This window comes from Klebsiella sp. GB_Kp047 (assembly GCF_040065235.1).
GTDB classification, from domain to species: Bacteria; Pseudomonadota; Gammaproteobacteria; order Enterobacterales; family Enterobacteriaceae; genus Klebsiella; species Klebsiella quasipneumoniae.
The window spans coordinates 18,924-45,923 of record NZ_JBEAJG010000005.1; the positions used below are offsets into that span (position 1 = coordinate 18,924).

Genomic DNA, 27,000 nt, shown 5'->3' on the forward strand with positions numbered 1-27,000 from the left:
GCTCCTCTGCGCTTGTTCATATTTTTTGAACAGAGGAGTCAATTTTCACCCTCTATGATCGTTGGCGAAATGGGTCCACACTGACTCCATCGAAAACATATGGGGGTGCAACATGATCTACTTACGCAAAGCGAACGAACGTGGCCATGCTAACCATGGCTGGCTGGATTCCTGGCATACTTTCTCTTTCGCCAACTATTACGACCCGAACTTTATGGGCTTCTCCGCCCTGCGGGTGATTAACGATGACGTCATCGACGCCGGTCAGGGCTTCGGTACCCACCCGCACAAAGACATGGAGATCCTGACCTATGTGCTGGAAGGGGCGGTGGAGCACCAGGACAGCATGGGCAACAAAGAGCAGGTGCCGGCGGGCGAGTTTCAGATCATGAGCGCGGGTACCGGGGTGCGTCACTCTGAGTACAATCCGAGCAAAACCGATCGTCTGCGTCTGTACCAGATCTGGATTATTCCGGAAGAAACCGGTATTACCCCGCGCTACGAGCAGCGCCGCTTCGACGCCGCCCAGGGCAAACAGCTGGTGCTGTCGCCGGATGCGCGAGATGGCTCGCTGAAGGTGTACCAGGATATGGAACTGTATCGCTGGGCGCTGCTGAAAGATGAGCAGTCGGTTCACCAGATTGCTGCGGAACGCCGCGTCTGGATCCAGGTCGTCAAAGGCGAAGTGACCATTAACGGTACCAAAGCTACCACCAGCGATGGTCTGGCCATCTGGGATGAGCAGGCGATTTCGGTTCATGCCGACAGCGATAGCGAAATCCTGCTGTTCGATCTGCCGCCGGTTTGATAGTTATCTGAGGTAGTCTATACCCAAAATAATGCGAGTTGCAGGAAGGCGGCGACGCAGCGAATCCCCAGGAGCTTACATAAGTAAGTGACTGGGGTGAGCGAGGAAAGCCAACGCGCATGCAACTTGAACTATGATGGGTATAAATAAATTGCGCAACCTTCCCTAACATGAGGGAAGGTTGCGCTTTGTCCGTGATAAACTGAGAAAATGTTTCCCCGTTGATCACAGTCAGGACGATGAAAAAGAAAAGACCCGTACTTCAGGATGTAGCCGATCTTGTCGGCGTGACCAAAATGACGGTCAGTCGCTATTTACGCAACCCGGAGCAGGTCTCCGAAGCGCTGCGTGGCAAGATTGCCGTTGCCCTCGATGAACTGGGTTATATTCCCAATCGCGCCCCTGACATTCTCTCCAACGCCACCAGCCGCGCGATTGGCGTGCTGCTGCCATCGTTAACCAACCAGGTGTTCTCGGAAGTGCTGCGCGGTATTGAAAGCGTCACCGACGCCTTCGGCTATCAAACCATGCTGGCGCACTACGGCTACAAGCCGGAAATGGAAGAGAAACGCCTCGAATCAATGCTCTCCTGGAACATTGACGGCCTGATCCTCACCGAACGCACCCATACGCCTCGCACCCTGAAGATGATTGAAGTCGCCGGCATTCCGGTGGTGGAGCTGATGGACAGCCGGTCGCCATGCCTCGATATTGCGGTCGGGTTTGATAACTTTGAAGCTGCCCGGCAGATGACCGCGGCGATCATCGCCCGCGGCCACCGCCACGTCGCCTATCTGGGGGCGCGTCTTGATGAACGTACTATCATCAAACAGAAGGGGTACGAGCAGGCGATGCTCGACGCCGGTATGACGCCCTACAGCGTGATGGTGGAGCAGTCCTCGTCCTATTCATCCGGGATTGAGCTGATGCGCCAGGCGCGTCGCGAATACCCGCAGCTTGACGGCATCTTTTGCACCAACGATGACCTCGCGGTCGGCGCGGCCTTTGAGTGCCAGCGCCTGGGGCTGAAGATCCCCGATGATATGGCAATTGCCGGTTTCCACGGCCACGATATCGGCCAGGTGATGGAGCCGCGGCTGGCCAGCGTCCTGACTCCGCGTGAGCGGATGGGGCGCATCGGCGCCGAACGTCTGCTGGCGCGCATTCGTGGCGAAGCGATTACCCCTAAGATGTTAGATTTAGGTTTCACATTGTCACCGGGCGGATCAATTTAAACTGACAAGTTTGAAGTAGATCACACATATTCACATCTGGCACGAATGGATATTGCTTCTCCACAGGTCCGGCATGACAATGTTACCGATAACAGTTACCCGTAACAATTAACCGATACGCCGCCTTCGCGCTCAATGAGTCTCAGCCACGGCGCGGCGTACCTGTCCGGTGGGAGGATGCTTTGAGCACGACTAATCATGATCACCACGTCTACGTTCTGATGGGCGTTTCCGGCAGCGGAAAATCCGCTGTCGCCAGCGAAGTGGCGCATCAGCTGCATGCCGCGTTTCTCGACGGCGACTTTCTGCATCCGCGCAGCAATATCACCAAGATGGCTTCCGGTGAGCCGCTCAACGATGACGACCGTACCCCGTGGCTGCAGGCGTTAAATGACGCCGCGTTTGCCATGCAGCGTACCAATAAGGTGTCGCTGATCGTCTGCTCGGCGCTGAAGAAGAGCTATCGCGACATTCTGCGCAAGGGCAACCCGAACCTCTCCTTCATCTACCTGAAAGGCGACTTCGAGGTGATCGAAAACCGTCTGAAGGCGCGTAAAGGGCACTTCTTCAAAACCCAAATGTTGGTGACGCAGTTTGAAACGCTGCAGGAACCAGGCGCCGACGAGAGCGATGTGCTTATCGTCGATATCGACCAGCCGCTGGAAGGCGTGGTGGCCAGCACCATTGAGGTGATCAACAAAGGCAGTCACTAGTGAGTACTTTAACGCTTGTTTTAACAGCTGTCGGCTCGGTATTGCTGCTGCTGTTTTTAGTCATGAAGGCGCGGATGCACGCCTTCGTGGCTTTGATGGTGGTTTCTATTGGTGCAGGTCTCTTCTCCGGCATGCCGCTGGATAAAATCGCGGCGACGATGGAGAAGGGGATGGGCGGTACGCTGGGCTTCCTGGCGATCGTCGTCGCGCTGGGCGCGATGTTCGGTAAGATCCTGCATGAAACGGGGGCGGTCGATCAGATTGCCGTCAAGATGCTCAAATCCTTCGGCCACAATCGCGCGCACTATGCGATTGGTCTCGCCGGCCTCATCTGCGCGCTGCCGCTGTTTTTCGAAGTGGCGATCGTACTACTGATCAGCGTCGCCTTCTCGATGGCGCGCCATACCGGCACTAACCTCGTGAAGCTGGTGATCCCGCTGTTTGCCGGGGTGGCCGCCGCCGCAGCGTTCCTGCTGCCGGGACCGGCGCCGATGCTGCTGGCGTCGCAAATGCACGCCGACTTTGGCTGGATGATCCTGATTGGCCTGTGCGCGGCAATTCCGGGGATGATTATCGCCGGGCCGCTGTGGGGCAACTTCATCAGCCGCTACGTTGAGCTGCATATTCCTGACGACGTGACCGAGCCGCATCTCGGCGAAGGCAAAATGCCCTCCTTCGGCTTCAGCCTGTCGCTGATCCTGCTACCGCTGGTGCTGGTAGGCCTGAAAACCATCGCCGCGCGCTTTGTGCCGGTGGGGTCTACCGCTTACGAATGGTTCGAATTTATCGGTCACCCGTTCACCGCGATCCTGGTGGCCTGCCTGGTGGCGATCTACGGCCTGGCGGTACGTCAGGGGATGGCGAAAGACCGGGTAATGGAGATCTGCGGCCATGCGCTGCAGCCGGCGGGAATTATCCTGCTGGTGATCGGGGCTGGCGGCGTCTTCAAGCAGGTGCTGGTTGACTCCGGCGTCGGCCCGGCGCTTGGTGAAGCGCTGACCGGCATGGGGCTGCCGATCGCCATTACCTGCTTCGTGCTGGCGGCGGCGGTGCGTATCATCCAGGGATCTGCCACCGTGGCGTGCCTGACGGCTGTCGGCCTGGTGATGCCGGTGATTGAGCAGCTGAACTACAGCGGCGCGCAGATGGCGGCATTATCTATCTGTATCGCCGGCGGCTCGATTGTGGTGAGCCACGTGAACGACGCCGGCTTCTGGTTGTTCGGTAAATTTACCGGCGCCACCGAAGCCCAGACGCTGAAAACCTGGACGATGATGGAAACCATCCTCGGCACCACCGGGGCGATTGTCGGCATGATTGCCTTCCAGCTTCTGAGCTAAGTCTGTTCGTCACCCGCTCGCGGGAGGCCAAAAGCCAGGGTAACGCCGTTTACCCTGGCTTCCCGGCAATAAGCCGCGCTTTTTCCCTCTTTTCTCTTCCGGCTCCTCGCCCTTATTAGCGCTACGACGATACTCGTATCCTTCGGCAAGCCTTGCTGCACCTGGGTTTGTTGCTTCTTTTTGGCAAGGGGAAAATCAGCCGATTTCGTGCTTAATCCATAATCAGGATCAATAAAATCGCAACGGAAAATGTTCCATTCCCTGGGTGATTTCCCCGATAATCATTGCGCTTTTGACGACTACCAGCGACGGTGGACAATGCGCAGGATAAGTTGCTTTTCTGATTGTTCAGCAATCATTGATTAATTTCACTTGCGACTTTAGCTGCATTTTGTAAGGTGAGGGATAATCCAGTTGGAAACTGGTCAGGCACAAACAGCACACACCTCGCAGGAATACGTTATGAAAAATGTTGGTTTTATCGGCTGGCGCGGAATGGTCGGCTCTGTTCTCATGCAACGCATGGTTGAAGAGCGCGATTTCGACGCCATTCGCCCGGTGTTCTTCTCTACCTCCCAGCTGGGACAGCCAGCGCCGTCATTCGGCGGTAGCACCGGTGGCACGCTTCAGGATGCGTTCGATCTGGACGCGCTGAAGGCACTGGACATTATTGTCACGTGCCAGGGCGGCGATTACACCAACGAGATTTATCCGAAGCTGCGCGAAAGCGGCTGGCAGGGTTACTGGATTGACGCCGCCTCTTCGCTGCGCATGAAGGACGATGCGATCATTATCCTCGACCCGGTTAACCAGGACGTGATCACCGCCGGCCTGAACAACGGCGTAAAAACCTTTGTCGGCGGCAACTGTACCGTCAGCCTGATGCTGATGTCCCTCGGCGGCCTGTTTGCCCAGGATCTGGTGGAGTGGGTCAGCGTGGCGACATACCAGGCGGCTTCCGGCGGCGGCGCGCGTCATATGCGCGAACTGCTGAGCCAGATGGGCCAGCTGCACAACCACGTCGCGACAGAGCTGGCGGACCCGGCTTCCGCCATTCTGGAAATCGAGCGCAAAGTGACGTCGCTGACCCGCAGCGGCGAGCTGCCGGTGGATAACTTCGGCGTTCCGCTGGCGGGCAGCCTGATCCCGTGGATCGACAAACAACTGGATAACGGCCAGAGCCGCGAAGAGTGGAAAGGCCAGGCGGAGACCAACAAGATCCTCGCCACCTCGTCCGTTATCCCTGTAGACGGCCTGTGCGTCCGCGTTGGCGCGCTGCGCTGCCACAGCCAGGCGTTCACCATCAAGCTGAAAAAAGATGTCTCTATCCCGACCGTTGAGGAGCTACTGGCCGCGCACAACCCGTGGGCCAAAGTGGTACCGAACGATCGCGACATTACCATGCGCGAGCTGACCCCAGCCGCGGTGACTGGCACCCTGACCACCCCGGTCGGACGCCTGCGTAAACTGAATATGGGACCGGAATACCTGTCGGCCTTTACCGTTGGCGACCAGCTGCTGTGGGGCGCCGCCGAGCCGCTGCGCCGGATGCTTCGCCAGCTGGCGTAAGCGCAGGATGAACAGAAAGGGGGTCTTCGAGCCCCCTTTTTTTTTGCGTAATACAAGGAGTAAACGCGGATGTTAGATTTTTCCCCACGGAGGTAACTCAGCCTTGGCTATGCTTTAAGTAAGGAATTCCTTACCTGAAGGTGGGACGGAGCAGAAGGATGCAAAAAGCGCTGCGCCGTTCAGGTCAAAAAAGTCGCCAGTTACAGGAATGAGCGACACTTACAACAGGATGAAAGCATGTCTAATCATATCGATAGAGACGTGATTAATGCGCTAATCGCCGGTCATTTCGCGGACCCTTTTTCCGTGCTCGGCATGCACCGTACCGACGCCGGGCTGGAAGTGCGCGCATTATTACCCGATGCCACCGATGTGTGGGTTATTGAACCAAAAACCGGACGTAAAGTCGGCAAGCTCGAATGCCTCGACTCGCGTGGTTTTTTCAGCGGCGTTCTGCCGCGGCGTAAAAACGCCTTTCGCTATCAGCTGGCCGTCACCTGGCACGGACAGCAGAATCTGATTGATGACCCTTATCGCTTTGGTCCGCTGCTGCAGGATCTTGACGTCTGGCTGCTGTCGGAAGGGACCCACCTGCGCCCTTACGAAACGCTGGGCGCGCATGCCGCCACCATGGACGGCGTTACCGGCACCCGTTTCTCGGTGTGGGCGCCGAACGCCCGCCGTGTCTCGGTGGTGGGGCAGTTTAACTACTGGGACGGTCGACGCCACCCGATGCGATTCCGCAAAGAGTCCGGGATCTGGGAGCTGTTCGTTCCCGGCGCGCACAATGGCCAGCTGTATAAATTCGAACTGATTGACGCCCACGGCCACCTGCGGGTCAAAGCCGACCCGTACGCCTTTGAATCGCAAATGCGTCCGGAAAGCGCCTCGCTTATCTGCGACCTACCGCCCAAAGTGGAACAGCCGGCGGACCGCAGAGCGGCGAACCAGTTTGATGCCCCGATCTCTATCTATGAAGTGCATCTCGGCTCCTGGCGCCGCCATACCGACAATAATTTCTGGCTGAGCTACCGCGAGCTGGCCGACCAGCTGGTCCCCTACGCGAAATGGATGGGCTTCACCCATCTCGAGCTGCTGCCGGTTAACGAACACCCGTTCGACGGCAGCTGGGGCTATCAACCTACCGGCCTCTATGCACCGACCCGCCGTTTCGGCACTCGTGACGATTTCCGTTACTTTATCAACGCCGCGCATGCCGCCGGGCTGAACGTCATTCTTGACTGGGTGCCCGGCCACTTTCCGGCGGATGATTTTGCCCTTGCCTCGTTTGACGGCACTTCGCTGTATGAGCACAGCGATCCGCGCGAGGGATATCACCAGGACTGGAATACCCTGATCTACAACTACGGACGTCGGGAAGTCAGCAACTACCTGGTGGGTAACGCGCTGTACTGGATCGAACGCTTCGGCATCGATGCGCTGCGCGTCGACGCGGTGGCCTCGATGATCTATCGCGACTACAGCCGCAAGGCGGGGGAGTGGATCCCTAACGAATACGGCGGCCGGGAAAATCTGGAAGCCATTGAGTTTCTGCGCAACACCAACCGCATCCTTGGCGAACAGACGCCGGGCGCGGTCACCATGGCGGAAGAGTCCACCGATTTCGCCGGGGTAACCCGTCCGCCAGCCGGCGGCGGCCTCGGTTTCTGGTTCAAATGGAACCTCGGCTGGATGCATGACACCCTGGATTACATGAAGCTCGATCCGGTGCATCGCCGCTACCATCACGACAAAATGACCTTCGGCATGCTCTACAACTACACCGAGAACTTTGTGCTGCCGCTCTCCCACGATGAAGTGGTGCACGGCAAAAAATCGATTCTCGACCGCATGCCGGGGGATGCCTGGCAGAAGTTCGCTAACCTGCGCGCCTACTACGGCTGGCTGTTCGCCTTCCCGGGGAAAAAGCTGCTGTTTATGGGCAATGAGTTCGCTCAGGGCCGCGAGTGGAACCATGACACCAGCCTCGACTGGCACTTGCTGGAGGGCGGCGACAACTGGCACCACGGCGTTCAGCGGCTGGTGCGCGACCTGAACCATACCTATCGCCACCATAAGGCGCTGCACGAGCTGGATTTCGACCCGTACGGCTTCGAATGGCTGGTGGTCGACGACCATGAGCGCTCGGTGTTTGTCTTTGTGCGCCGCGACCGGGCCGGGAACGAGATTATCGTCGCCAGCAACTTCACGCCGGTACCGCGCCATGACTACCGCTTCGGCATCAACCAGCCGGGCCGCTGGCGCGAGGCGTTGAATACCGACTCAATGCACTATCACGGCAGCAACCAGGGCAACGGCGGCGTGGTGGAAAGCGATGCTATCCCTAGCCACGGTCGCGAACATTCGCTGTCCCTGACCCTGCCGCCGCTGGCGACGATCTGGCTGGTCCGGGAGGCGCAATGACCACCCTCGCGGCAGGCAAACCTGCGCCGTTGGGCGCCAGCTATGACGGCAAAGGGGTGAACTTCGCCCTCTTCTCCGCCCACGCTGAGCGGGTGGAGCTGTGCGTGTTCGACGAGCAGGGCAACGAGCAACGCTTCGATCTCCCGGCGCGCAGCGGCGACATCTGGCACGGCTGGCTGGCTGGCGTCGGGCCGGGCCTGCGCTACGGCTACCGGGTGCATGGTCCCTGGGATCCGGCGCAGGGACACCGCTTTAACCCGGCCAAGCTGCTGCTCGATCCCTGCGCGCACCGGGTGGAAGGCGAGCTGCCGGACGACGAACGCCTGCACGGCGGAATGTGGCAGCCGGATCATCGCGACAGCGCCGCGATAGCGCCAAAATCGCAGGTCGTGGATCTGCATTACGACTGGCTGGGCGATCAACCGCCGCGTACCCCGTGGGGGGAAACGGTGATTTATGAGGCGCACGTGAAAGGGCTCACCCTGCTTAATCCGCAGCTGCCGGAAGCTATTCGCGGAACTTATAAGGCGCTGGGCCACCCGGTAATGATCGCTTACTTCAAATCGCTGGGCATTAGCGCCCTTGAGCTGTTGCCGGTGGCGCAGTTCGCCAGCGAGCCGCGACTGCAGCGGATGGGGTTGAGCAACTACTGGGGCTACAACCCACTGGCATGGTTCGCGCTGGATCCGCGCTATGCCAGCGACCCGACGCGCGCCCTGGATGAGTTTCGCGATGCGGTTAAGGCGCTGCACGCCGCCGGTATCGAAGTGATTCTGGATATCGTGCTCAACCATAGCGCGGAAATCGATCTTGAAGGTCCCACCGTCTCCCTGCGCGGAATCGACAACCGTAGCTATTATTGGGTAAGGGAAGATGGTGATTATCACAACTGGACCGGGTGCGGGAATACGCTCAATCTCAGCCACCCGGGGGTAGTGGAACTGGCGCGCCAGTGTTTGCGCTTCTGGGTGGATGAGTGCCATGTCGACGGTTTTCGCTTCGATCTCGCCTCAGTGATGGGGCGGACACCGGAATTCCGCCAGGATGCGCCACTGTTCGAGGCTATCCGCCACGACAGCGTGCTGTCGCAGGTGAAACTGATCGCCGAACCCTGGGATATCGGCCCGGGGGGCTACCAGGTGGGCAATTTTCCCCCGCTGTTCGCCGAGTGGAACGACCATTTTCGCGATAGCGCCCGCCGCTTCTGGCTGCAGCAAAACGTCTCCCTGGGGGATTTCGCGCAACGCTTCGCGGCCTCCAGCGATCTCTTTGCCCGTGATGGCAAGCCGCCATCGGCGACGGTCAACCTGGTGACGGCCCACGATGGATTCACGCTGCGCGACTGCGTTTGTTTCAATCAGAAACACAATGAGGCAAACGGGGAGGAGAATCGCGATGGGACTAACAACAACTACAGCAACAATCATGGTATAGAAGGATTAGAAGCTAATTTTGCGGTGGTTGAACGGCGACGCGCCAGCGTGCATGCGCTGCTGACGACGCTGCTGCTGGCTCAAGGGACGCCGATGCTGCTGGCGGGCGATGAGCAAGGCCACAGCCAGCACGGCAACAATAATGCTTACTGCCAGGACAATGCCCTGACGTGGCTGGACTGGCGCCAGGCGAACCCGGGATTAACCGCCTTTACCGCGGCGCTGATCCACCTGCGCCGGCGCATTCCGGCGCTCACCCGCAACCGCTGGTGGCAGGAGGGGGATGGTAGCGTCCGTTGGCTTAATCGCAATGCCCAGCCGCTGACTGCCGGGGAGTGGCAGCAGGGGGCAGCGTGTATGCAAATCCAGTTGTCGGATCGCTGGCTGCTCACGCTGAACGCCACCGCAGAGGTGGTCGATATGGTTTTACCCGAGGGGGAATGGCGCGCCGTTCCTCCATTCGCCGGAGAGGATAATCCGGTCATCATGGCTGTCTGGCATGGGCCCGCGCACGGAGTGTGCGTATTTCAAAGGTCGTAAGCCCTGAAGCTTCCGGTAAACCCGTGGCGGCGGCGCGGCGGGATGAGCAGGAAAGCGGGGGTGTAAAAAGGAGTTAATCATGGTTAGGCTTGAAAAAAACGATCCGCTGATGCTGGCGCGTCAATTACCCATCAAATCCGTGGCGTTGATCCTCGCGGGCGGCCGTGGCACCCGGCTTAAGGATCTCACCATTAAGCGTGCGAAACCTGCCGTTCACTTCGGCGGCAAGTTCCGTATTATCGATTTCGCATTATCTAACTGCATTAACTCAGGGATCCGCCGCATCGGCGTTATTACCCAGTATCAGTCGCATACGCTGGTGCAGCACATCCAGCGCGGCTGGTCTTTCTTCAGCGAAGAGATGAACGAGTTTGTCGATCTGCTGCCGGCTCAACAGCGCGTACACGGCGAAAACTGGTATCGCGGCACGGCGGATGCGGTGACGCAGAACCTGGATATCATCAGCCGCTACAAGGCCGAGTACGTGGTGATCCTCGCGGGCGACCATATTTATAAGCAGGACTACTCGCGCATGCTGATCGACCATGTCGAAAAAGGGGCGCGTTGCACCGTGGCCTGCATGCCGGTGCCCATTGAAGAGGCATCCGCCTTCGGCGTCATGGCGGTCGACGAAAACGAAAAGATCATTGAGTTTGTCGAGAAACCCGCCAACCCGCCGGCGATGCCGACCGACCCGACCAAATCGCTGGCCAGCATGGGCATTTATGTCTTTGACGCCGCCTATCTTTATGAGCTGCTGGAAGAAGACGATCGCAACGAGAACTCCAGCCATGATTTCGGCAAAGACATCATTCCGAAGATCACTGAAGCTGGCATGGCTTATGCACATCCTTTCCCGCTCTCCTGCGTGCAGTCCGACCCGAACGCCGAGCCGTACTGGCGCGACGTGGGGACGCTGGAAGCCTACTGGAAGGCCAACCTCGATCTGGCGTCAGTCACGCCGGAGCTGGATATGTACGACCAGAACTGGCCGATCCGTACCCATATGGAATCGCTGCCGCCGGCGAAGTTCGTGCAGGACCGCTCCGGTAGCCACGGCATGACCCTGAACTCGCTGGTTTCCGGGGGGTGCATTATCTCCGGGTCGGTGGTGGTGCAGTCGGTGCTGTTCCCGCGCGTGCGGGTGAACTCATTCTGTAACATTGATTCGGCAGTTTTGTTGCCAGATGTCTGGGTGGGGCGCTCATGCCGCCTGCGTCGCTGCGTGATTGACCGCGCCTGCGTCATCCCGGAAGGTATGGTGATTGGTGAGAACGCGGAAGAGGATGCACGCCGCTTCTATCGCTCAGAGGAAGGTATCGTGCTGGTGACCCGCGACATGCTGCGGAAATTGGGGCACAAACAGGAGCGCTAATGCAGGTCTTACATGTATGTTCTGAGATGTTCCCGCTGTTAAAGACGGGCGGTCTGGCGGACGTCATCGGCGCGCTGCCGGCGGCGCAAATCGCGGAGGGTATCGATACGCGTGTGCTGTTGCCGGCGTTTCCTGATATCCGCCGCGGCGTGGTGGATGCCCAGGTGGTGACCCGCCGGGATACGTTCGCCGGGCGGATCACGCTGCTGTACGGCCACTTTAACGGCGTGGGGATCTATCTGATAGACGCCCCGCATCTCTATGACCGGCCGGGGAGCCCTTACCACGATACCAACCAGCACGCTTATACCGACAACGTTCTGCGCTTTGCGCTACTGGGCTGGGTGGGAAGCGAAATGGCCAGCGGACTGGATCCATTCTGGCGACCGGATGTGGTCCATGCCCACGACTGGCACGCCGGCCTGACGCCGGCCTACCTGGCGGCGCGCGGCCGCCCGGCTAAATCGGTCTTTACCGTGCATAACCTGGCGTACCAGGGGATGTTTTACTCCTGGCATATGAATGATATCGAACTGCCGTGGTCGTTTTACAACATGCATGGCCTCGAGTTTAACGGCCAGATCTCGTTTCTGAAGGCCGGTCTTTACTACGCCGATCATATTACGGCGGTGAGCCCGACCTACGCGCGCGAGATCACCGAGCCGCAGTACGCCTACGGCATGGAGGGGCTGCTGCGTCAGCGCCATCATGAAGGACGGCTGTCGGGAATTCTCAACGGCGTTGACGACGGTATCTGGAGCCCGCAAAACGACCTCCTGCTGCCGATGCGCTACGATCGCGACACGCTGGAGGAGAAGGCGGAGAACAAGCGTCAGCTGCAGATCGCCATGGGCCTGAAGGTCGATGATAAAGCGCCGCTGTTTGCTGTCGTCAGCCGTCTCACCAGCCAGAAAGGGCTGGATCTGGTGCTCGAAGCGCTGCCGGGCCTGCTTGAGCAGGGCGGCCAGCTGGCGCTGCTGGGCGCTGGCGATCCGGTGCTGCAGGAAGGGTTCCTCGCCGCCGCCGCCGAACATCCAGGCAAAGTGGGCGTGCAGATTGGCTACCATGAGGCCTTCTCCCACCGCATTATGGGGGGCGCCGACGTCATTCTGGTCCCGAGCCGCTTTGAACCCTGCGGCCTGACCCAGCTGTACGGTCTGAAGTACGGTACGCTGCCGCTGGTGCGCCGCACCGGCGGTCTGGCGGACACGGTCTCAGACAGTTCGCTGGAGAACCTTGCCGATGGTCTGGCGACAGGTTTTGTCTTTGAGGACAGCAATGCGCTGTCATTGCTGCGCGCTATTCGTCGCGCCTTTGTCCTCTGGTCGCGCCCGTCGCTCTGGCGCTATGTGCAGCGTCAGGCGATGAATATGGATTTTAGCTGGCAGGTTGCCGCGAACTCCTATCGCGAACTTTATCAACGCTTGATGTAACCACTGGAGTCATTGTTATGAATGTACCCTTTAGCTATGCATCACCGACGCTGAGCGTTGAGGCGTTAAAGCATTCTATTGCCTATAAGCTGATGTTTATCATCGGCAAAGATCCGGCCATCGCCAACAAGCATGAATGGCTTAACGCCACGCTGTTTGCCGTTCGCGATCGCATGGTGGAGCGCTGGTTGCGCTCCAACCGCGCGCAGCTCTCGCAGGAAGTGCGCCAGGTATACTATCTGTCGATGGAGTTCCTGATCGGCCGTACCCTCTCGAATGCCCTGCTGTCGCTCGGCATCTATGACGATGTGAGCAGCGCGCTGGCGGAGATGGGGCTCGATCTCGAAGAGCTGATCGATGAAGAGAACGACCCCGGGCTTGGCAACGGCGGTCTGGGCCGCCTGGCGGCCTGCTTCCTTGACTCCCTGGCGGCGCTAGGCCTGCCGGGACGCGGCTATGGGATCCGCTACGACTACGGGATGTTTAAACAGAATATCGTCGATGGCCGGCAAAAAGAGTCCCCTGACTATTGGCTGGAGTACGGTAACCCGTGGGAGTTTGAGCGCCACAATACCCGCTATAAAGTGCGCTTCGGCGGCCGCATTCAGCAGGAGGGGAAGAAAACCCGTTGGATTGAGACGGAAGAGATCATCGCCGAAGCCTACGACCAGATTATCCCCGGCTTTGACACTGACGCCACCAACACGCTGCGTCTGTGGAGCGCACAGGCCAGTAGCGAAATAAACCTCGGTAAGTTCAACCAGGGTGACTATTTCGCCGCGGTAGAGGATAAGAACCACTCCGAAAACGTCTCCCGCGTGCTCTATCCGGACGACTCAACCTACTCCGGCCGCGAGCTGCGCCTACGCCAGGAGTATTTCCTCGTCTCGGCCACGGTGCAGGATATCCTGAGCCGCCATTACATGTTGCATAAGACCTATGACAACCTGGCGGACAAGATTGCCATTCACCTGAATGATACCCACCCGGTGCTATCGATACCGGAGCTGATGCGTCTGCTTATCGATGAGCATAAATTCAGCTGGGACGAGGCGTTCGAGGTGACCTGCCAGGTCTTCTCCTATACCAACCATACCCTGATGAGCGAAGCGCTCGAGACCTGGCCGGTGGATATGCTGGGTAAAATTCTCCCGCGCCATCTGCAGATTATCTTTGAGATTAACGACTACTTTCTCAAGACTCTGCAGGAGCAGTATCCCAACGATACCGCGCTGCTCAGCCGTACCTCGATCATTGACGAGTCCAACGGCCGTCGCGTGCGGATGGCCTGGCTGGCGGTGGTGGTCAGCCACAAAGTCAACGGGGTGTCGGAGCTCCATTCCCGGTTGATGGTGGAGTCGCTGTTTGCCGAATTCGCTAAAATTTTCCCGATGCGCTTTACCAACGTGACCAACGGCGTCACGCCGCGCCGCTGGCTGGCGCTGGCCAACCCGCCGCTGTCGAAAGTGCTGGATGAGCATATCGGCCGCACCTGGCGGACCGATCTGAGCCAGCTTGACGAGCTGAAGCAGCATATCGACTATCCGACGGTCAACCAGGCGGTGCGTCAGGCTAAACTGGAAAACAAACAGCGGCTGGCCAGCTATATTGCGCAGCAGCTCAATGTGGTGGTGAATCCGAAGGCGCTGTTTGATGTGCAGATCAAACGCATTCACGAGTACAAACGCCAGCTGATGAATGTGCTGCACGTTATTACCCGCTATAACCGGATCAAAGCCGATCCGCAGGCCGAGTGGGTGCCGCGGGTGAATATTTTCGCCGGTAAGGCGGCTTCAGCCTACTACATGGCCAAGCATATTATTCACCTGATCAACGATGTGGCAGCGGTAATCAATAACGATCCGCAGATTGGCGACAAGCTGAAGGTGGTCTTTATCCCCAACTACAGCGTCAGCCTGGCGCAGCTGATCATTCCGGCAGCAGACCTGTCGGAACAGATCTCCCTCGCAGGCACGGAAGCTTCCGGCACCAGTAATATGAAGTTTGCCCTTAACGGCGCGCTGACTATCGGCACCCTCGACGGGGCGAACGTGGAGATGCAGGAGCACGTGGGCGAAGAGAATATCTTTATCTTCGGTAACACCGCGGAAGAGGTGGAGGAGCTGCGTCGCAGCGGCTATAAACCGCGCGAATACTACGAGCAGGATGAAGAGCTTCACCAGGCGCTGACGCAGATCGGTACCGGCGTTTTCAGCCCGTCGGAACCGGGGCGCTACCGCGACCTGCTGGATTCGCTGATTAACTTTGGCGACCACTACCAGGTGCTGGCGGACTATCGCAGCTATGTGGACTGCCAGGATCGCGTCGACGAGCTGTATCAACATCCGGAAGAGTGGGCCTATAAGGCGATGCTGAATATTGCCAACATGGGCTACTTCTCTTCCGACCGGACGATCCAGGAGTACGCGAAATATATCTGGCATATCGACCCGGTAAGGCTGTAAGCCAGTCAACGCAACACAACGGGGCCATTTGGCCCCGTTGTTTCATTATTGCGGTTGAACCTGGCCTCAGGCGTTTCCGCCGGGCAGCGTTACGACGCTAACGACAGCTCAGACTTTCCCGCATGCTGCGCCAGCCATTCGCTGATGCGCGCCTGCTGCTCGCCATTCAGCCACATGCCCTGTTTGGTACGGCGCCAGATGGCGTCATCCAGGCTGCGCACCCATTCATGCTCAACCAGATACTTCAGCTCGGCTTCATAAAACTCATGGCCAAAATCTTCTCCCAGATCGCTCAGGGCGCTGGCTTCTTTCAGGATCCACTCGCTGTTGCTCCCGTAGGTGCGGGCATAATGGCGGGCCAGTGATTCGCTGATGAACGGGAAGCGACGGCGCAGTTTTGCCGCGTAGTCGTCGCGGTCGCCGCCAATATCGCCGCCGGGGAGCACCGCGGTTTTGGTCCATGCCGGGCCGATCCCTTTGTAATAGGGGGTCAGTTTTTCCAGCGCGTGCTCGGCCAGTTTGCGATAGGTGGTCAGCTTCCCGCCGAAGACGGAGAGCAGCGGCGCCTGGCCGTTCTCATCGTGAATATCCAGCGTGTAGTCGCGGGTGATCGCCTGCGGCGAATCCGACTCGTCGTCGCACAGCGGACGGACGCCGGAGTAGGTCCAGACGATATCGTCCCGGCTGAGGGTCTTTTTAAAGTGCGCGTTATAGACGTTCAGCAGGTAATTAATCTCTTTATCATCAATGGCCACCGCTTTCGGATCGCCCTTATACTCGACGTCCGTCGTGCCGATGATCGAGAACTCATCCATCCACGGGATAACAAACACAATACGTTTATCTTCGTTTTGCAGAATGTAGGCCTGCTTCTGGGTATGTACCCGCGGCACCACGATGTGGCTGCCCTTAATCAGGCGGATACCGTAAGGCGAGCGCAGATGCATCCCTTCGTCGAAGAACTGTTTGACCCATGGACCGGTGGCATTAACCAGACCGCGCGCCTTCCAGGTAAACTTCTCGCCGCTATCAATATCTTCCGCTTCCACCACCCACAGGCCATTCTCTCGTTTTGCCGAGATGGCGCGAGTGCGGGTGCGTACTTCGCCGCCTTTGCGGACGACCATCTGCGCGTTGGCCAGCACCAGGCGGGCATCGTCGACCCAGCAGTCGGAATATTCGAAACCGCGCACAATTTCCGGCTTAAGTACCGATTCTGCGCCAAAACGCAAACCGGTGGATCCCGGCAGGCTGGTGCGTTTGCCCAGATGATCGTACATAAACAAGCCGATACGGATCATCCATGCCGGACGCAGATGCGGGCGATGCGGGAGACGAAAGCGCATCGGGAAGGCGATATGCGGGGCCATTTTTAACAGCACTTCGCGTTCGGCCAGCGCTTCGCTGACCAGGCGGAACTCATAGTGTTCGAGGTAGCGTAGCCCGCCGTGGATCAGTTTGGAACTGGCGCTGGAGGTGGCGCAGGCGAGATCGCGCGCTTCCAGCATCAGTACGGATAAACCACGCCCGGCGGCATCTGCCGCGATACCGGCACCGTTGATGCCTCCGCCTATCACAATCAGATCTTTGGTTTCCACGTTCTTACCCTCTCACACTTTCGTTTAAGCTCACAAATGCTCGATATCGCTCACTATAGCAAACAAACGCGCTTTTGGTAACATCAAAAAAACATTTTGGAGTGATGGGTGTAACATATTGGCGTTTCTTTACCGCCTGACGGTACACTACAGGGTAAAATTGGGTCGGCCATCGCCCGTCATGACGAGAAAGAGAAGAGAACCATGGAACAGTTTGAATGTATCAACGTTGAAGAAGCGCACCAGAAACTGCATCAGCAGACGGCGGTTTTGGTCGATATCCGCGATCCGCAAAGCTATGCGATGGGCCATACGCCGGGCGCGTTTCATCTGACCAACGATACGCTGGGCGCGTTTATGCGTGATCACGACTTTGACACGGCGGTGATGGTGATGTGCTATCACGGCAACAGCAGCAAGGGCGCCGCGCAGTATCTGCTGCAGCAGGGGTTTGATAAGGTCTACAGCGTTGACGGCGGGTTCGACGCCTGGCATCGCCATTTCCCGGCGGAAGTGGCGCACGGGACGTTTTAACGACTGGCAGGTATACTATCTCCCTTTGTGTGGAATAAGCGATTCGCTGCATGTTAATGATTACCTCTTTTGCCAACCCGCGCGTGGCCCAGGCGTTTGTCGATTATATGGCGACGCAGGGGATTATCCTGACTATCCAGCAGCACACCCAGAGCGACGTCTGGCTGGCTGATGAGAGCCAGGCCGGGCGCGTCAGGGCTGAGCTGGCGCGTTTTCTCGAAAACCCGGCGGACCCGCGCTATCTGGCGGCGAGCTGGCAGTCCGGGCAGACCAATAGCGGGTTGCGCTATCAGCGCTTTCCTTTCTTTGCCACGCTGCGGCATAACGCCGGCCCGTTCACCTGGGCGATTCTGCTAATCTGCATCGCGGTGTTCATCCTGCAAAATCTGCTGGGCGATCAGCCGGTGATGATTTGGCTGGCCTGGCCCTACGATCCTTCGCTGCAGTTCGAAGCCTGGCGCTATTTCAGCCATGCTTTCATGCATTTCTCGCTGATGCATATTCTCTTCAACCTGCTATGGTGGTGGTATCTCGGCGGCGCGGTGGAAAAGCGCATCGGCAGCGGCAAGCTGGTGGTGATCACCGTCATCAGCGCCCTGCTGAGCGGCTTTGTGCAGCACCAGTTTAGCGGCCCGTGGTTTGGCGGCCTGTCGGGCGTGGTCTACGCGCTGATGGGCTATGTCTGGCTGCGGGGCGAGCGCGATCCGCAGAGCGGTATTTATCTGCAGCGCGGGTTAATACTCTTCTCTTTAGTGTGGTTAATTGCTGGCTGGTTTGATGTTTTCGGCATGGCGATCGCCAACGGCGCGCACGTGGCTGGTCTGGCGACCGGTCTGGCGATGGCGTTTGTCGATACCTTGCATGGGCGAAAACGCGCATAAAGACTTACCGACAGGGGTCGGGTAGGCGACATTTTTCCAGGGATATTTCATGAAACAAACACAACGTCATGACGCCATTATCGAGCTGGTAAAAAAACAGGGTTACGTTAGCACGGAAGAGCTGGTTGAGCAGTTTGCGGTCAGCCCGCAGACCATCCGCCGCGACCTGAACGATTTAGCCGAACAGAAAATGATCCTCCGCCACCACGGCGGCGCGGCGCTGCCCTCCAGCTCGGTGAACACCTCCTGGCACGATCGCAAAGCGACCCAGACGGCGGAGAAAGAGCGTATCGCCCGGCGGGTGGCCAGCGAGATCCCGGACGGGGCGACGCTGTTTATCGATATCGGCACCACGCCGGAAGCGGTGGCGCACGCCCTGCTCGATCACAACGATCTGCGGATTGTGACCAATAACCTTAACGTCGCCAACACGCTGATGGTGAAAGAGGACTTCCGCATTATTCTTGCCGGCGGCGAACTGCGCAGCCGCGACGGCGGGATCATCGGAGAAGCCACCCTCGACTTTATCTCGCAGTTCCGTCTCGACTTCGGCATTCTCGGCATCAGCGGCGTCGACAGCGATGGCTCGCTGCTGGAGTTTGATTATCATGAAGTGCGCACCAAGCGCGCGATCATTGAGAATTCACGCCACGTGATGCTGGTGGTGGACCATACTAAGTTTGGCCGTAACGCGATGGTCAACATGGGAAGCATCAGCATGGTCGATGCGGTCTATACCGACGTGCTGCCCCCGGCGGGCGTGCTGAAGGTCATTACCGATAACAACCTCCAGCTCGAGCTGTGCTAAACGGCAACGGCGTCGTCAGACGCCGTATCCCATCATCTTAAGCAACTGCTGGGCATGCTGCACCGCGTCCTGACGGTGGGCGACGCCCAGTTTCTGATACAGATTGCGAATGTGGGTCTTGATGGTGGTGGCCGCCACGTCAAGCTCGCCGGCAATCTGCTCGTTGCTGTAGCCGGAATAGATTAAGCCAAGCACCTGCCATTCGCGCTGGGTCAGCGGGCTGGTGCGGATAAGCTCCGGCACCTCCGGGTGATTCAGCAGCCGCTCGACGAACCCTTCGTCAAAGTGGGCGAATTTGTGGCGATGATGTTGGTTGATGTCGCGCAGAATACGCTGGGCGCGATGCTGCTCCAGCTCCGGCAGGGTGTTCAGCTGGATCAGCTGGCGCAGCTGCTGGGCCATCGCCTCGCCTTCAATCACAAAGTGGTTGATAAAGCCGGTGCGGTTGGCGAGCGTCAGGGCTTCCAGCAGGGCTTTCTGCGCTTCGCTCTTGCGTCCTGCCTGCCAGTACAGCTGGTTGAGCAGCAGCAGGTTGCGGTTGAGATCGCTCATCAAACGCAGCGAACGCGCATTTTCGTTCAGCTCTTCCAGCACCATTTCCGCGGGTTCGAAATCGCCCAGCAGGATCTGCGCGCGGGCAATATTGCGCCATTGGCTCTGCAGGAAGTGGTTATTGGCGAATTCCGGCTTCGGCGTCTGGCGCAGCCAGTTGGCCGCCGCGGTTTTATCGCCGGTCATCTGCCAGTAGATCACCCGCACCTTGTCGGCGTTGGAGACCCAGTCGCTGTGATAGTGACCATTACCGAGCAGGTTTTCCAGTCGGTTCAGGTGGCTGCGGGCATTATCCAGATCGCCGCGCGCCAGCGAGCATTGCACCATGAGCGCCAGGCACTGTAGCTGCTGCTGTGGTTGATAAGTTGAGAGGACCTCCATCCCCTGACGGGCGCAGGCTTCAGCTTCGTCGAGGCGCGCCCATGCCCACAGCAGCTGAGAGCGGATGCGCAACAGGAACTCATGCATCGGCAGCTGCTCAAGATGCTGTTCGCGTACCAGCTGGAAGGCTTTCTCCTGGCTCTCCCAGGCGGCCTGCAGGAAGCCCTGGGCGAACAGAATTTCGCTTTGCTGAATGATGCTCCACAGGGCGTAATGCCACACGTCGTGACGGCGGGCCATCTGTTCGGTCTGCTGCATCACGGCGAGAGATTTGGTCAGTTTACCCTTACAGTGGAGGACTTCGCCATGTACCGAGGTGGCGACGATGCGGCTGTAATAGTTGGCCAGCGGCAGCTCTTCCAGGGCCACCATCGACAGACGTTCCGCCTCGTCCTGGTCGCCGTCGTTAATCGCCACCTGCGCGCGCAGGGCGTTGAAATCGCCATGCATCGCGGTATCCATTTCGACGCTCATCTCCTGCTCGGCGCGCGCCAGCAGGGTGTTGACTTCGCTGTAGCGATGCTGGCTCTGCATCAGCCAGGCCTGCAGCAGGATCAGGCGCGGATTTTCCAGCAGATTTGACCAGGGCAGCGCCGACAGCGACTGCTCCAGCAGGCCTAGTTCGCTATGGTTAAACATGCCCCAGGCGTGATTGAGCAAGATATCGCGCAGCATTTTGGCATCGCCGGCCGCCAGCGCATGGTGGATGGCCTCGCTGGGGAAGCCTTGCGCCATCCAGCTTTCCGCCGCGGCGCGGTGGATCTCCGGCAGTTCAACCGCCAGCTCCCACTGACAGCGCTGGCGCAGGAAACTGCCAAACAGCGGGTGATAGCGGAACCATTCGCCGGAATCATCCATCCGCTGCAGGAACAACCCCTGACGTTCGATCTCCTCCAGCTGCATCTGGCCATTCTCTTCGCCGGTGACGCGAACGATTAACGCGTCGTTCATTGAGCGCAGCAGCGAACTCTTCAGCAAAAAATTGCGCGTGCGGGCGTCGACGTTATCCAGCACTTCATCCACCAGATAATCCGACAGATGGCTGGCGTTAATCCCGGCGAGTCGGCGGGCGGAGTGTTGGGCGGAGGAGTTATTCTGGCGGGCGGAGAGGGCAATGAGCTGCAGCGCGGTGGCCCACCCGGCGACGTCGTCGCACAGCCGGCTGCTGTCGTCGGCTTCGATAGGCGACGTCAGACGGCAGTCGAAAAATTGTTTCGCTTCCTGGTGGGTAAAGGCCAGCTGCTGGCTGCCAATCTCCAGCAGCTGATCGCGGACGCGCAGGTTGGCAATCCCCAGCTGCGGCAGGTTCCGCGACAGGACCACGAGGGTCATATTCTCCGGCTGATGGCGGAGGAAAAAGCGCATCGCGTCATGGATCACCGGATTATTGATCAGATGGTAATCATCAATGACGAGGTACAGCGGGCGCTGCCAGTCGGCGAGTTCAATAAACAGCTGCGCAAAAAGAGAGGAGAGGCTGGCGTACTGGCGCTTTTGCACCATCGCTTCACTGGCCGCGCAGTGGTTGCCGGTGGCCTGCTGGATCGCCGCGATCAGATAACTGGCAAAACGCTCCTGCTGGTTGTCGCCTTCGTCCAGCGAAAACCACCCAAGATCGTTTTTACCTGCGGCCCACTGAGAAATGAGCGTTGTTTTACCGTACCCGGCAGGACTGGTGATCAGCACGAGACGATAATTGTTCGCGCCGGAAAGTTTCGCCAGTAAACGCTCACGAACCACGGTGTGTTCAAGGCGGACCGGACGACTTAATTTGGACGGAATCAACATAGTTCTACATTTCGCTGTGCAAGAGAGAGGTTGCGATTTTTTTTGCGCTTCGTAATTAATATCTAATAAGGTCGGTGATTATGAAATTTATTGCAAGTTATGTCCGAAGTTTATGCTCTTGAATTTGCTCTATGTCACAAATTTCGACATTGGTTGCGAATGGGGAAAAATCGCAGGCAGGACTCGTCGTCAGCGGTTTTTAGCCGGTGGTGAGCGGAGCGGGGAGAGATTAATTTTATGTCTGAAGTAGTTGTTTGTTTTTATTAAATTATTGTCAGTGATTTCTTAGAAGTAATCTTTTTTGCGGGTTAATGTGATGAAATGTGCTTATTTTCCCGGAGGTCTCTATTTATTTTTTTAATAACCCTGCGAAGGGCGGGAAAATTTTTGCCGCGTATTGGCCTGTAACAAATTTCTGGTCGGCAGAAATGGCATCTCGACTGTCATACTGCGGTGATTTTTACAGCATATTTTGGCCTTCTCACCCACACTATAGTGGTCAGGATCACACTTTTCGCTCATCCCCGGCACTCCTCCCTGTCTAATCCCCGTCGGGATGAGGACGATGAATCGGGAGGTCGGCACACTAGCGCCATCGTTTTAGTAAAGGACCCGGATCTCATTATGTCACAGACTTCATTTAACAAAGCTCAGTTTCAGGCTGCACTGACGCGTCAGTGGCAGCGTTTTGGTTTACAGTCCGCTTCCGAGATGACGCAGCGTCAATGGTGGCGCGCCGTCAGCGGAGCGCTGGCGGAACTTCTGTCGGCGCAGCCGGTGGCAAAACCAGCGCAAGGACAGCGTCACGTTAACTACATCTCGATGGAGTTTCTGATTGGCCGCCTGACCGGCAACAACCTGCTCAACCTGGGCTGGTACGAGGGCGTGAGCGACGCGCTGAAAGGCTATGACGTCAACCTCACCGATCTGCTGGAAGAAGAGACCGACCCGGCGCTGGGTAACGGCGGCCTGGGCCGTCTGGCAGCCTGCTTCCTCGACTCCATGGCGACCGTGGGGCAGTCGGCGACCGGTTACGGCCTCAATTACCAGTATGGTCTGTTCCGCCAGTCCTTTGACGACGGCCAGCAGAAGGAAGCTCCGGACGACTGGGGCCGCAGCAGCTACCCGTGGTTCCGCCATAACGACGCGCTGGATGTCCAGGTCGGTATCGGCGGCAAAGTCAGTAAAAACGGCGAGTGGCAGCCGGCGTTCGTCATTACCGGCGAAGCCTGGGACCTGCCGGTGCTAGGCTATCGCAACAACGTCGCCCAGCCGCTGCGTCTGTGGCAGGCCAAACATACTCATCCGTTTAACCTGACCAAATTCAACGACGGCGATTTCCTGCGCGCCGAGCAGCAGGGCATCGACGCGGAAAAACTGACCAAGGTGCTGTACCCGAACGACAACCATCAGGCCGGTAAAAAACTGCGCCTGATGCAGCAGTACTTCCAGTGCGCTTGCTCAGTGGCCGATATCCTGCGTCGTCATCATCTGGCAGGCCGCAAGCTGGCCGAGCTGGCGGATTACGAAGTGATCCAGCTGAACGATACGCACCCGACCATCGCCATCCCGGAGCTGCTGCGCGTGCTGATCGACGAGCACCAGTTGAGCTGGGATGACGCCTGGGCGATCACCAGCAAAACCTTTGCTTACACCAACCATACCCTGATGCCGGAAGCGCTGGAGTGCTGGGATGAGAAGCTGGTGAAAGCGCTGCTGCCGCGCCATATGCAGATCATTAAAGAGATTAACGACCGCTTTAAACTGCTGGTGGACAAAACCTGGCCGGGCGATAAGCAGGTCTGGGCGAAACTGGCGGTGGTGCATAACAAGCAGGTGCGGATGGCCAACATGTGCGTGGTGGGCGGTTTTGCCGTCAACGGCGTAGCGGCGCTGCACTCGGACCTGGTGGTGAAAGATCTGTTCCCGGAATATAACCAGCTGTGGCCGAACAAATTCCATAACGTGACCAACGGCATCACACCGCGCCGCTGGATCAAGCAGTGCAACCCGGCGCTGGCCACGCTGCTGGATGAGACGCTGAAAAAAGAGTGGGCCAATGACCTCGACCAGCTGATCAACCTGGAAAAATACGCTGACGATGCGGCGTTTCGTCAGACCTATCGCGATATTAAGCAGGCCAACAAAGTTCATCTGGCCGAGTTTGTGAAGCAGCGTACCGGGATTGAGATCAACCCGCAGGCGATTTTCGACATTCAGATCAAACGTCTGCACGAGTACAAGCGTCAGCACCTCAACCTGCTGCATATCCTTGCGCTGTACAAAGAGATCCGCGAAAACCCGCAGGCCGATCGCGTACCGCGCGTCTTCCTGTTCGGCGCGAAAGCGGCGCCGGGCTACTATCTGGCGAAGAACATTATTTTCGCCATCAACAAGGTAGCGGAAGCGATCAACAACGACCCGAAAGTCGGCGATAAGCTGAAAGTGGTCTTCCTGCCGGACTACTGTGTTTCGGCTGCGGAAAAACTGATCCCGGCGGCAGATATCTCCGAGCAGATCTCCACCGCGGGCAAAGAAGCCTCTGGCACCGGCAACATGAAACTGGCGCTGAATGGCGCGCTGACCGTCGGGACGCTGGATGGCGCCAACGTGGAAATCGCCGAGCAGGTCGGTGAAGAGAACATCTTTATCTTCGGCCACACGGTAGAAGAAGTGAAAGCCCTGAAAGCGAAAGGCTACGATCCGCTGAAATGGCGTAAAAAAGACAAACTGCTTGATGCGGTGCTTAAGGAGCTGGAGAACGGCACCTATAGCAACGGCGACAAGCATGCCTTCGACCAGATGCTGCACAGCCTGCTGCAGGGCGGCGACCCGTATCTGGTGCTGGCCGATTTCGAAGCCTACGTGGCGGCGCAAAAACGGGTAGATGAGCTGTATCGCGACCAGGAGGCCTGGACCCGCGCGACAATTCTCAACACCGCGCGCTGCGGCATGTTCAGCTCCGACCGCTCGATCCGCGATTATCAGCAACGTATCTGGCAGGCGAAACGCTAAAGGAAGGCCTATGGAGAGTAAACGCCTCGATAATGCCGCGCTGGCGGCGGGCATCAGCCCCAGCTATATCAACGCGCACGGCAAGCCGCAGTCTATCGCGGCTGTCACCAAACAGCGTCTACTGGATGCGATGCATCGCTCAACCGCCGCCACGAAAGTGGCGGTTAACCCGCTGCCGAACGTGAAGATCTTCACCCACGGCAAAAAAATGTCGCTGCCGGTGGCAGGACGCGGTGAGTATCAGTGGATCCTGACCACTGAGGACGGTAAGCAGTATCAGGGTAAAACCCGCGGCGGCGAGACGCTGCCGCTGCCGGCCAAACTGCCGGAGGGGTATCACTCCCTGACGCTCACCCAGGAGGGGGAGCGCTGGCACTGCCGGACCATCGTCGCTCCGGCCCGCTGCTATGAGCCGCAGCCGCTGAAAGAGGGGAAAAAGCTGTGGGGCACCTGCGTGCAGCTGTATACCCTGCGTTCGGAGAAAAACTGGGGGATCGGCGATTTTGGCGATCTGCGCGCCATGCTGCCGGAAATCGCCCGCCGCGGCGGGTCGTTTATTGGTCTCAACCCGATCCATGCTCTCTATCCGGCGAACCCGGAGAGCGCCAGCCCCTATAGCCCGTCTTCACGTCGCTGGCTGAACGTTATCTACATCGACGTCAATGCGGTTGAAGATTTCCAGCGTAGCGAAGAGGCGCAGGCGTGGTGGCAGTCCGCAGCGACGCAGCAGGCCTTGCAGGCGGCGCGGCAAACGGATGATGTGGACTATACCGCGGTCACCACGCTGAAAATGACCGCGCTGCGTATGGCGTGGAAACGATTCTCTCGTCGTGAAGATGAGCAGATGACGGCGTTCCGCGAGTTTGTTCTGCGTGAAGGGGAAAGCCTTTACTGGCAGGCCGCTTTCGATGCGCTGCACGCCTGGCAGGTTCAACAGGACCCGCTGCGCTGGGGCTGGCCGGCCTGGCCGAAGGCCTTTCAGGATATCGACAGCCCGGAGGTGAAAGCCTTCTGCGTCGAGCATGAGGACGACGTCAGTTTCTATCTCTGGCTGCAGTGGCTGGCCTGGAGCCAGTTTGCCGCCTGCTGGGAAACCAGCCAGCGCGATGGGATGCCGATCGGCCTCTACCGCGATCTGGCGGTGGGCGTCGCCGAAGGCGGGTCGGAGACCTGGTGCGACCGTGAGCTGTACTGCCTGAAAGCGTCCGTGGGCGCGCCGCCGGATATTCTGGGTCCGCTGGGCCAGAACTGGGGCCTGCCGCCGATGGATCCGCATATTATTGCCGCTCGCGCCTATGAGCCGTTTATCGACCTGCTGCGCGCCAATATGCAGAACTGCGGCGCGCTGCGCATCGATCACGTGATGTCAGTGCTGCGTTTGTGGTGGATCCCCTATGGTGAAACCGCCGACCATGGCGCTTACGTCCAGTATCCCGTCGACGATCTGCTGTCGCTTCTGGCGCTGGAAAGCCAGCGTCATCGCTGCATGGTGATCGGCGAAGATCTGGGCACGGTACCGGTGGAGATCGTCAGCAAGTTACGCAACAGCGGCGTCTATTCTTATAAGGTGCTCTATTTTGAGAGCGATGCAGAGAAAACGTTCCGCGCGCCGGCGCTGTACCCGGAGCAATCAATGGCTGTGGCGACGACGCACGACCTGCCCACCCTCCGCGGCTACTGGGAAAGCGGCGATCTGACGTTAGGTAAAGCGCTGGGTCTCTATCCTGATGAGGTGGTGCTGCGCGGGCTGTACCAGGACCGTGAGCTGGCGAAACAAGGGCTGCTGGATGCGCTGCATAAGTACGGCTGTCTGCCCAAGCGTGCCGGCCATAAGGCCTCCCTGATGAGCATGACGGGGATCCTCAACCGGGGGATGCAACGTTATATTGCCGACAGCAACAGCGCCCTGCTGGGCCTGCAGCCGGAAGACTGGCTGGAGATGGCGTCGCCGGTCAATATTCCGGGCACCAGCACCGAGTACCCGAACTGGCGCCGGAAGCTTTCCGTCACCCTTGAGCAGATGTTTGCCGATGAACAGGTCAATAAGCTGATTAAGGATCTGGATAAACGGCGCAAGGCGGCGAGCAAAAAAGCCGCCTCCTGATGAC

The 27,000-nt window shown here is 58.5% G+C and carries 17 protein-coding genes and 1 pseudogene; 15 read left to right on the forward strand and 3 right to left on the reverse strand.

The window, feature by feature from the left end; all coding sequences use genetic code 11:
• Positions 1-112 precede the first annotated feature (112 nt).
• From ABLV76_RS03980 to gntU, 4 genes are all read left to right on the forward strand, one after another.
• Positions 113-808 (forward strand): pirin family protein, encoded by a 696-nt coding sequence (locus ABLV76_RS03980; protein ID WP_002920779.1) that lies wholly within the window; start codon positions 113-115, stop codon positions 806-808.
• A 239-nt stretch (positions 809-1,047) separates the two neighbouring features.
• Positions 1,048-2,043, forward strand: a complete 996-nt coding sequence (gene gntR / locus ABLV76_RS03985) for a gluconate operon transcriptional repressor GntR (RefSeq protein ID WP_002920777.1) — start codon at positions 1,048-1,050, stop codon at positions 2,041-2,043.
• A 182-nt stretch (positions 2,044-2,225) separates the two neighbouring features.
• Positions 2,226-2,756, forward strand: coding sequence for a gluconokinase (gntK, locus tag ABLV76_RS03990; protein WP_004202126.1), 531 nt, complete (start codon positions 2,226-2,228; stop codon positions 2,754-2,756).
• Positions 2,756-4,096, forward strand: a complete 1,341-nt coding sequence (gene gntU / locus ABLV76_RS03995; protein WP_004202127.1) for a gluconate transporter — start codon at positions 2,756-2,758, stop codon at positions 4,094-4,096. Before gntK ends, gntU begins: the two co-directional genes overlap by 1 nt.
• On the opposite strand, the pseudogene ABLV76_RS04000 reads toward gntU, so the two are convergent.
• Positions 4,093-4,455 (reverse strand): annotated as a pseudogene (locus tag ABLV76_RS04000) (hypothetical protein). The gene gntU and the pseudogene ABLV76_RS04000 sit on opposite strands and share 4 nt — an antisense overlap.
• A 103-nt stretch (positions 4,456-4,558) precedes the next feature.
• Between ABLV76_RS04000 and asd the strand changes: the two are divergent.
• The 6 genes from asd (at position 4,559) to glgP (ending at position 15,335) form a co-directional block, all read left to right on the forward strand.
• Positions 4,559-5,665 (forward strand): aspartate-semialdehyde dehydrogenase, encoded by a 1,107-nt coding sequence (gene asd / locus ABLV76_RS04005; protein ID WP_017899971.1) that lies wholly within the window; start codon positions 4,559-4,561, stop codon positions 5,663-5,665.
• A gap of 237 nt (positions 5,666-5,902) precedes the next feature.
• Positions 5,903-8,089: a 1,4-alpha-glucan branching enzyme gene (glgB, locus tag ABLV76_RS04010; RefSeq protein WP_004202131.1), complete on the forward strand. Its 2,187-nt coding sequence runs from the start codon at positions 5,903-5,905 to the stop codon at positions 8,087-8,089.
• Positions 8,086-10,062 carry a glycogen debranching protein GlgX gene (glgX, locus tag ABLV76_RS04015; RefSeq protein ID WP_017899969.1) on the forward strand — a complete coding sequence of 659 codons (1,977 nt, stop codon included), beginning with the start codon at positions 8,086-8,088 and terminating at the stop codon, positions 10,060-10,062. The genes glgB and glgX overlap by 4 nt, the downstream gene beginning before the upstream one ends.
• A 79-nt stretch (positions 10,063-10,141) precedes the next feature.
• Positions 10,142-11,437, forward strand: a complete 1,296-nt coding sequence (glgC, locus tag ABLV76_RS04020) for a glucose-1-phosphate adenylyltransferase (protein ID WP_002920566.1) — start codon at positions 10,142-10,144, stop codon at positions 11,435-11,437.
• Positions 11,437-12,870 (forward strand): glycogen synthase GlgA, encoded by a 1,434-nt coding sequence (gene glgA / locus ABLV76_RS04025; RefSeq protein WP_004202133.1) that lies wholly within the window; start codon positions 11,437-11,439, stop codon positions 12,868-12,870. The genes glgC and glgA overlap by 1 nt, the downstream gene beginning before the upstream one ends.
• 17 nt (positions 12,871-12,887) lie before the next feature.
• Positions 12,888-15,335 carry a glycogen phosphorylase gene (gene glgP / locus ABLV76_RS04030; RefSeq protein ID WP_004202135.1) on the forward strand — a complete coding sequence of 816 codons (2,448 nt, stop codon included), beginning with the start codon at positions 12,888-12,890 and terminating at the stop codon, positions 15,333-15,335.
• A gap of 89 nt (positions 15,336-15,424) precedes the next feature.
• Here glgP and glpD read toward each other — a convergent pair whose 3' ends face one another.
• Positions 15,425-16,933, reverse strand: a complete 1,509-nt coding sequence (gene glpD / locus ABLV76_RS04035) for a glycerol-3-phosphate dehydrogenase (protein WP_004202136.1) — start codon at positions 16,931-16,933, stop codon at positions 15,425-15,427.
• A 204-nt stretch (positions 16,934-17,137) separates the two neighbouring features.
• Between glpD and glpE the strand changes: the two genes are divergently transcribed.
• Genes glpE through ABLV76_RS04050 form a run of 3 tightly spaced genes read left to right on the forward strand, consistent with a single transcriptional unit; the run spans position 17,138 to position 19,156 of the window.
• Positions 17,138-17,467, forward strand: coding sequence for a thiosulfate sulfurtransferase GlpE (glpE, locus tag ABLV76_RS04040; RefSeq protein WP_004202138.1), 330 nt, complete (start codon positions 17,138-17,140; stop codon positions 17,465-17,467).
• 50 nt (positions 17,468-17,517) lie between these two features.
• Positions 17,518-18,348, forward strand: coding sequence for a rhomboid family intramembrane serine protease GlpG (glpG, locus tag ABLV76_RS04045; RefSeq protein ID WP_004151408.1), 831 nt, complete (start codon positions 17,518-17,520; stop codon positions 18,346-18,348).
• Positions 18,349-18,397: 49 nt separating this feature from the next.
• On the forward strand, positions 18,398-19,156 hold the full coding sequence (locus ABLV76_RS04050) for a DeoR/GlpR family transcriptional regulator (protein WP_002920548.1): 759 nt from the start codon (positions 18,398-18,400) through the stop codon (positions 19,154-19,156).
• Positions 19,157-19,171: 15 nt separating this feature from the next.
• On the opposite strand, the gene malT is transcribed toward ABLV76_RS04050, so the two are convergent.
• Entirely contained in the window at positions 19,172-21,877 is a 2,706-nt protein-coding gene (gene malT / locus ABLV76_RS04055) for an HTH-type transcriptional regulator MalT (RefSeq protein ID WP_004202139.1), read from the reverse strand.
• Between the two features lie 624 nt (positions 21,878-22,501).
• Between malT and malP the strand changes: the two genes are divergently transcribed.
• Both malP and malQ read left to right on the forward strand, forming a co-directional pair.
• The gene (gene malP / locus ABLV76_RS04060) at positions 22,502-24,892 is read left to right on the forward strand and encodes a maltodextrin phosphorylase (RefSeq protein WP_135716007.1); all 2,391 of its coding nucleotides are present in this window, start codon (positions 22,502-22,504) and stop codon (positions 24,890-24,892) included.
• A gap of 10 nt (positions 24,893-24,902) precedes the next feature.
• A complete protein-coding gene (gene malQ / locus ABLV76_RS04065) occupies positions 24,903-26,996 on the forward strand; it encodes a 4-alpha-glucanotransferase (RefSeq protein WP_049093780.1) in 2,094 nt (697 codons plus the stop codon).
• Positions 26,997-27,000 lie beyond the last annotated feature (4 nt).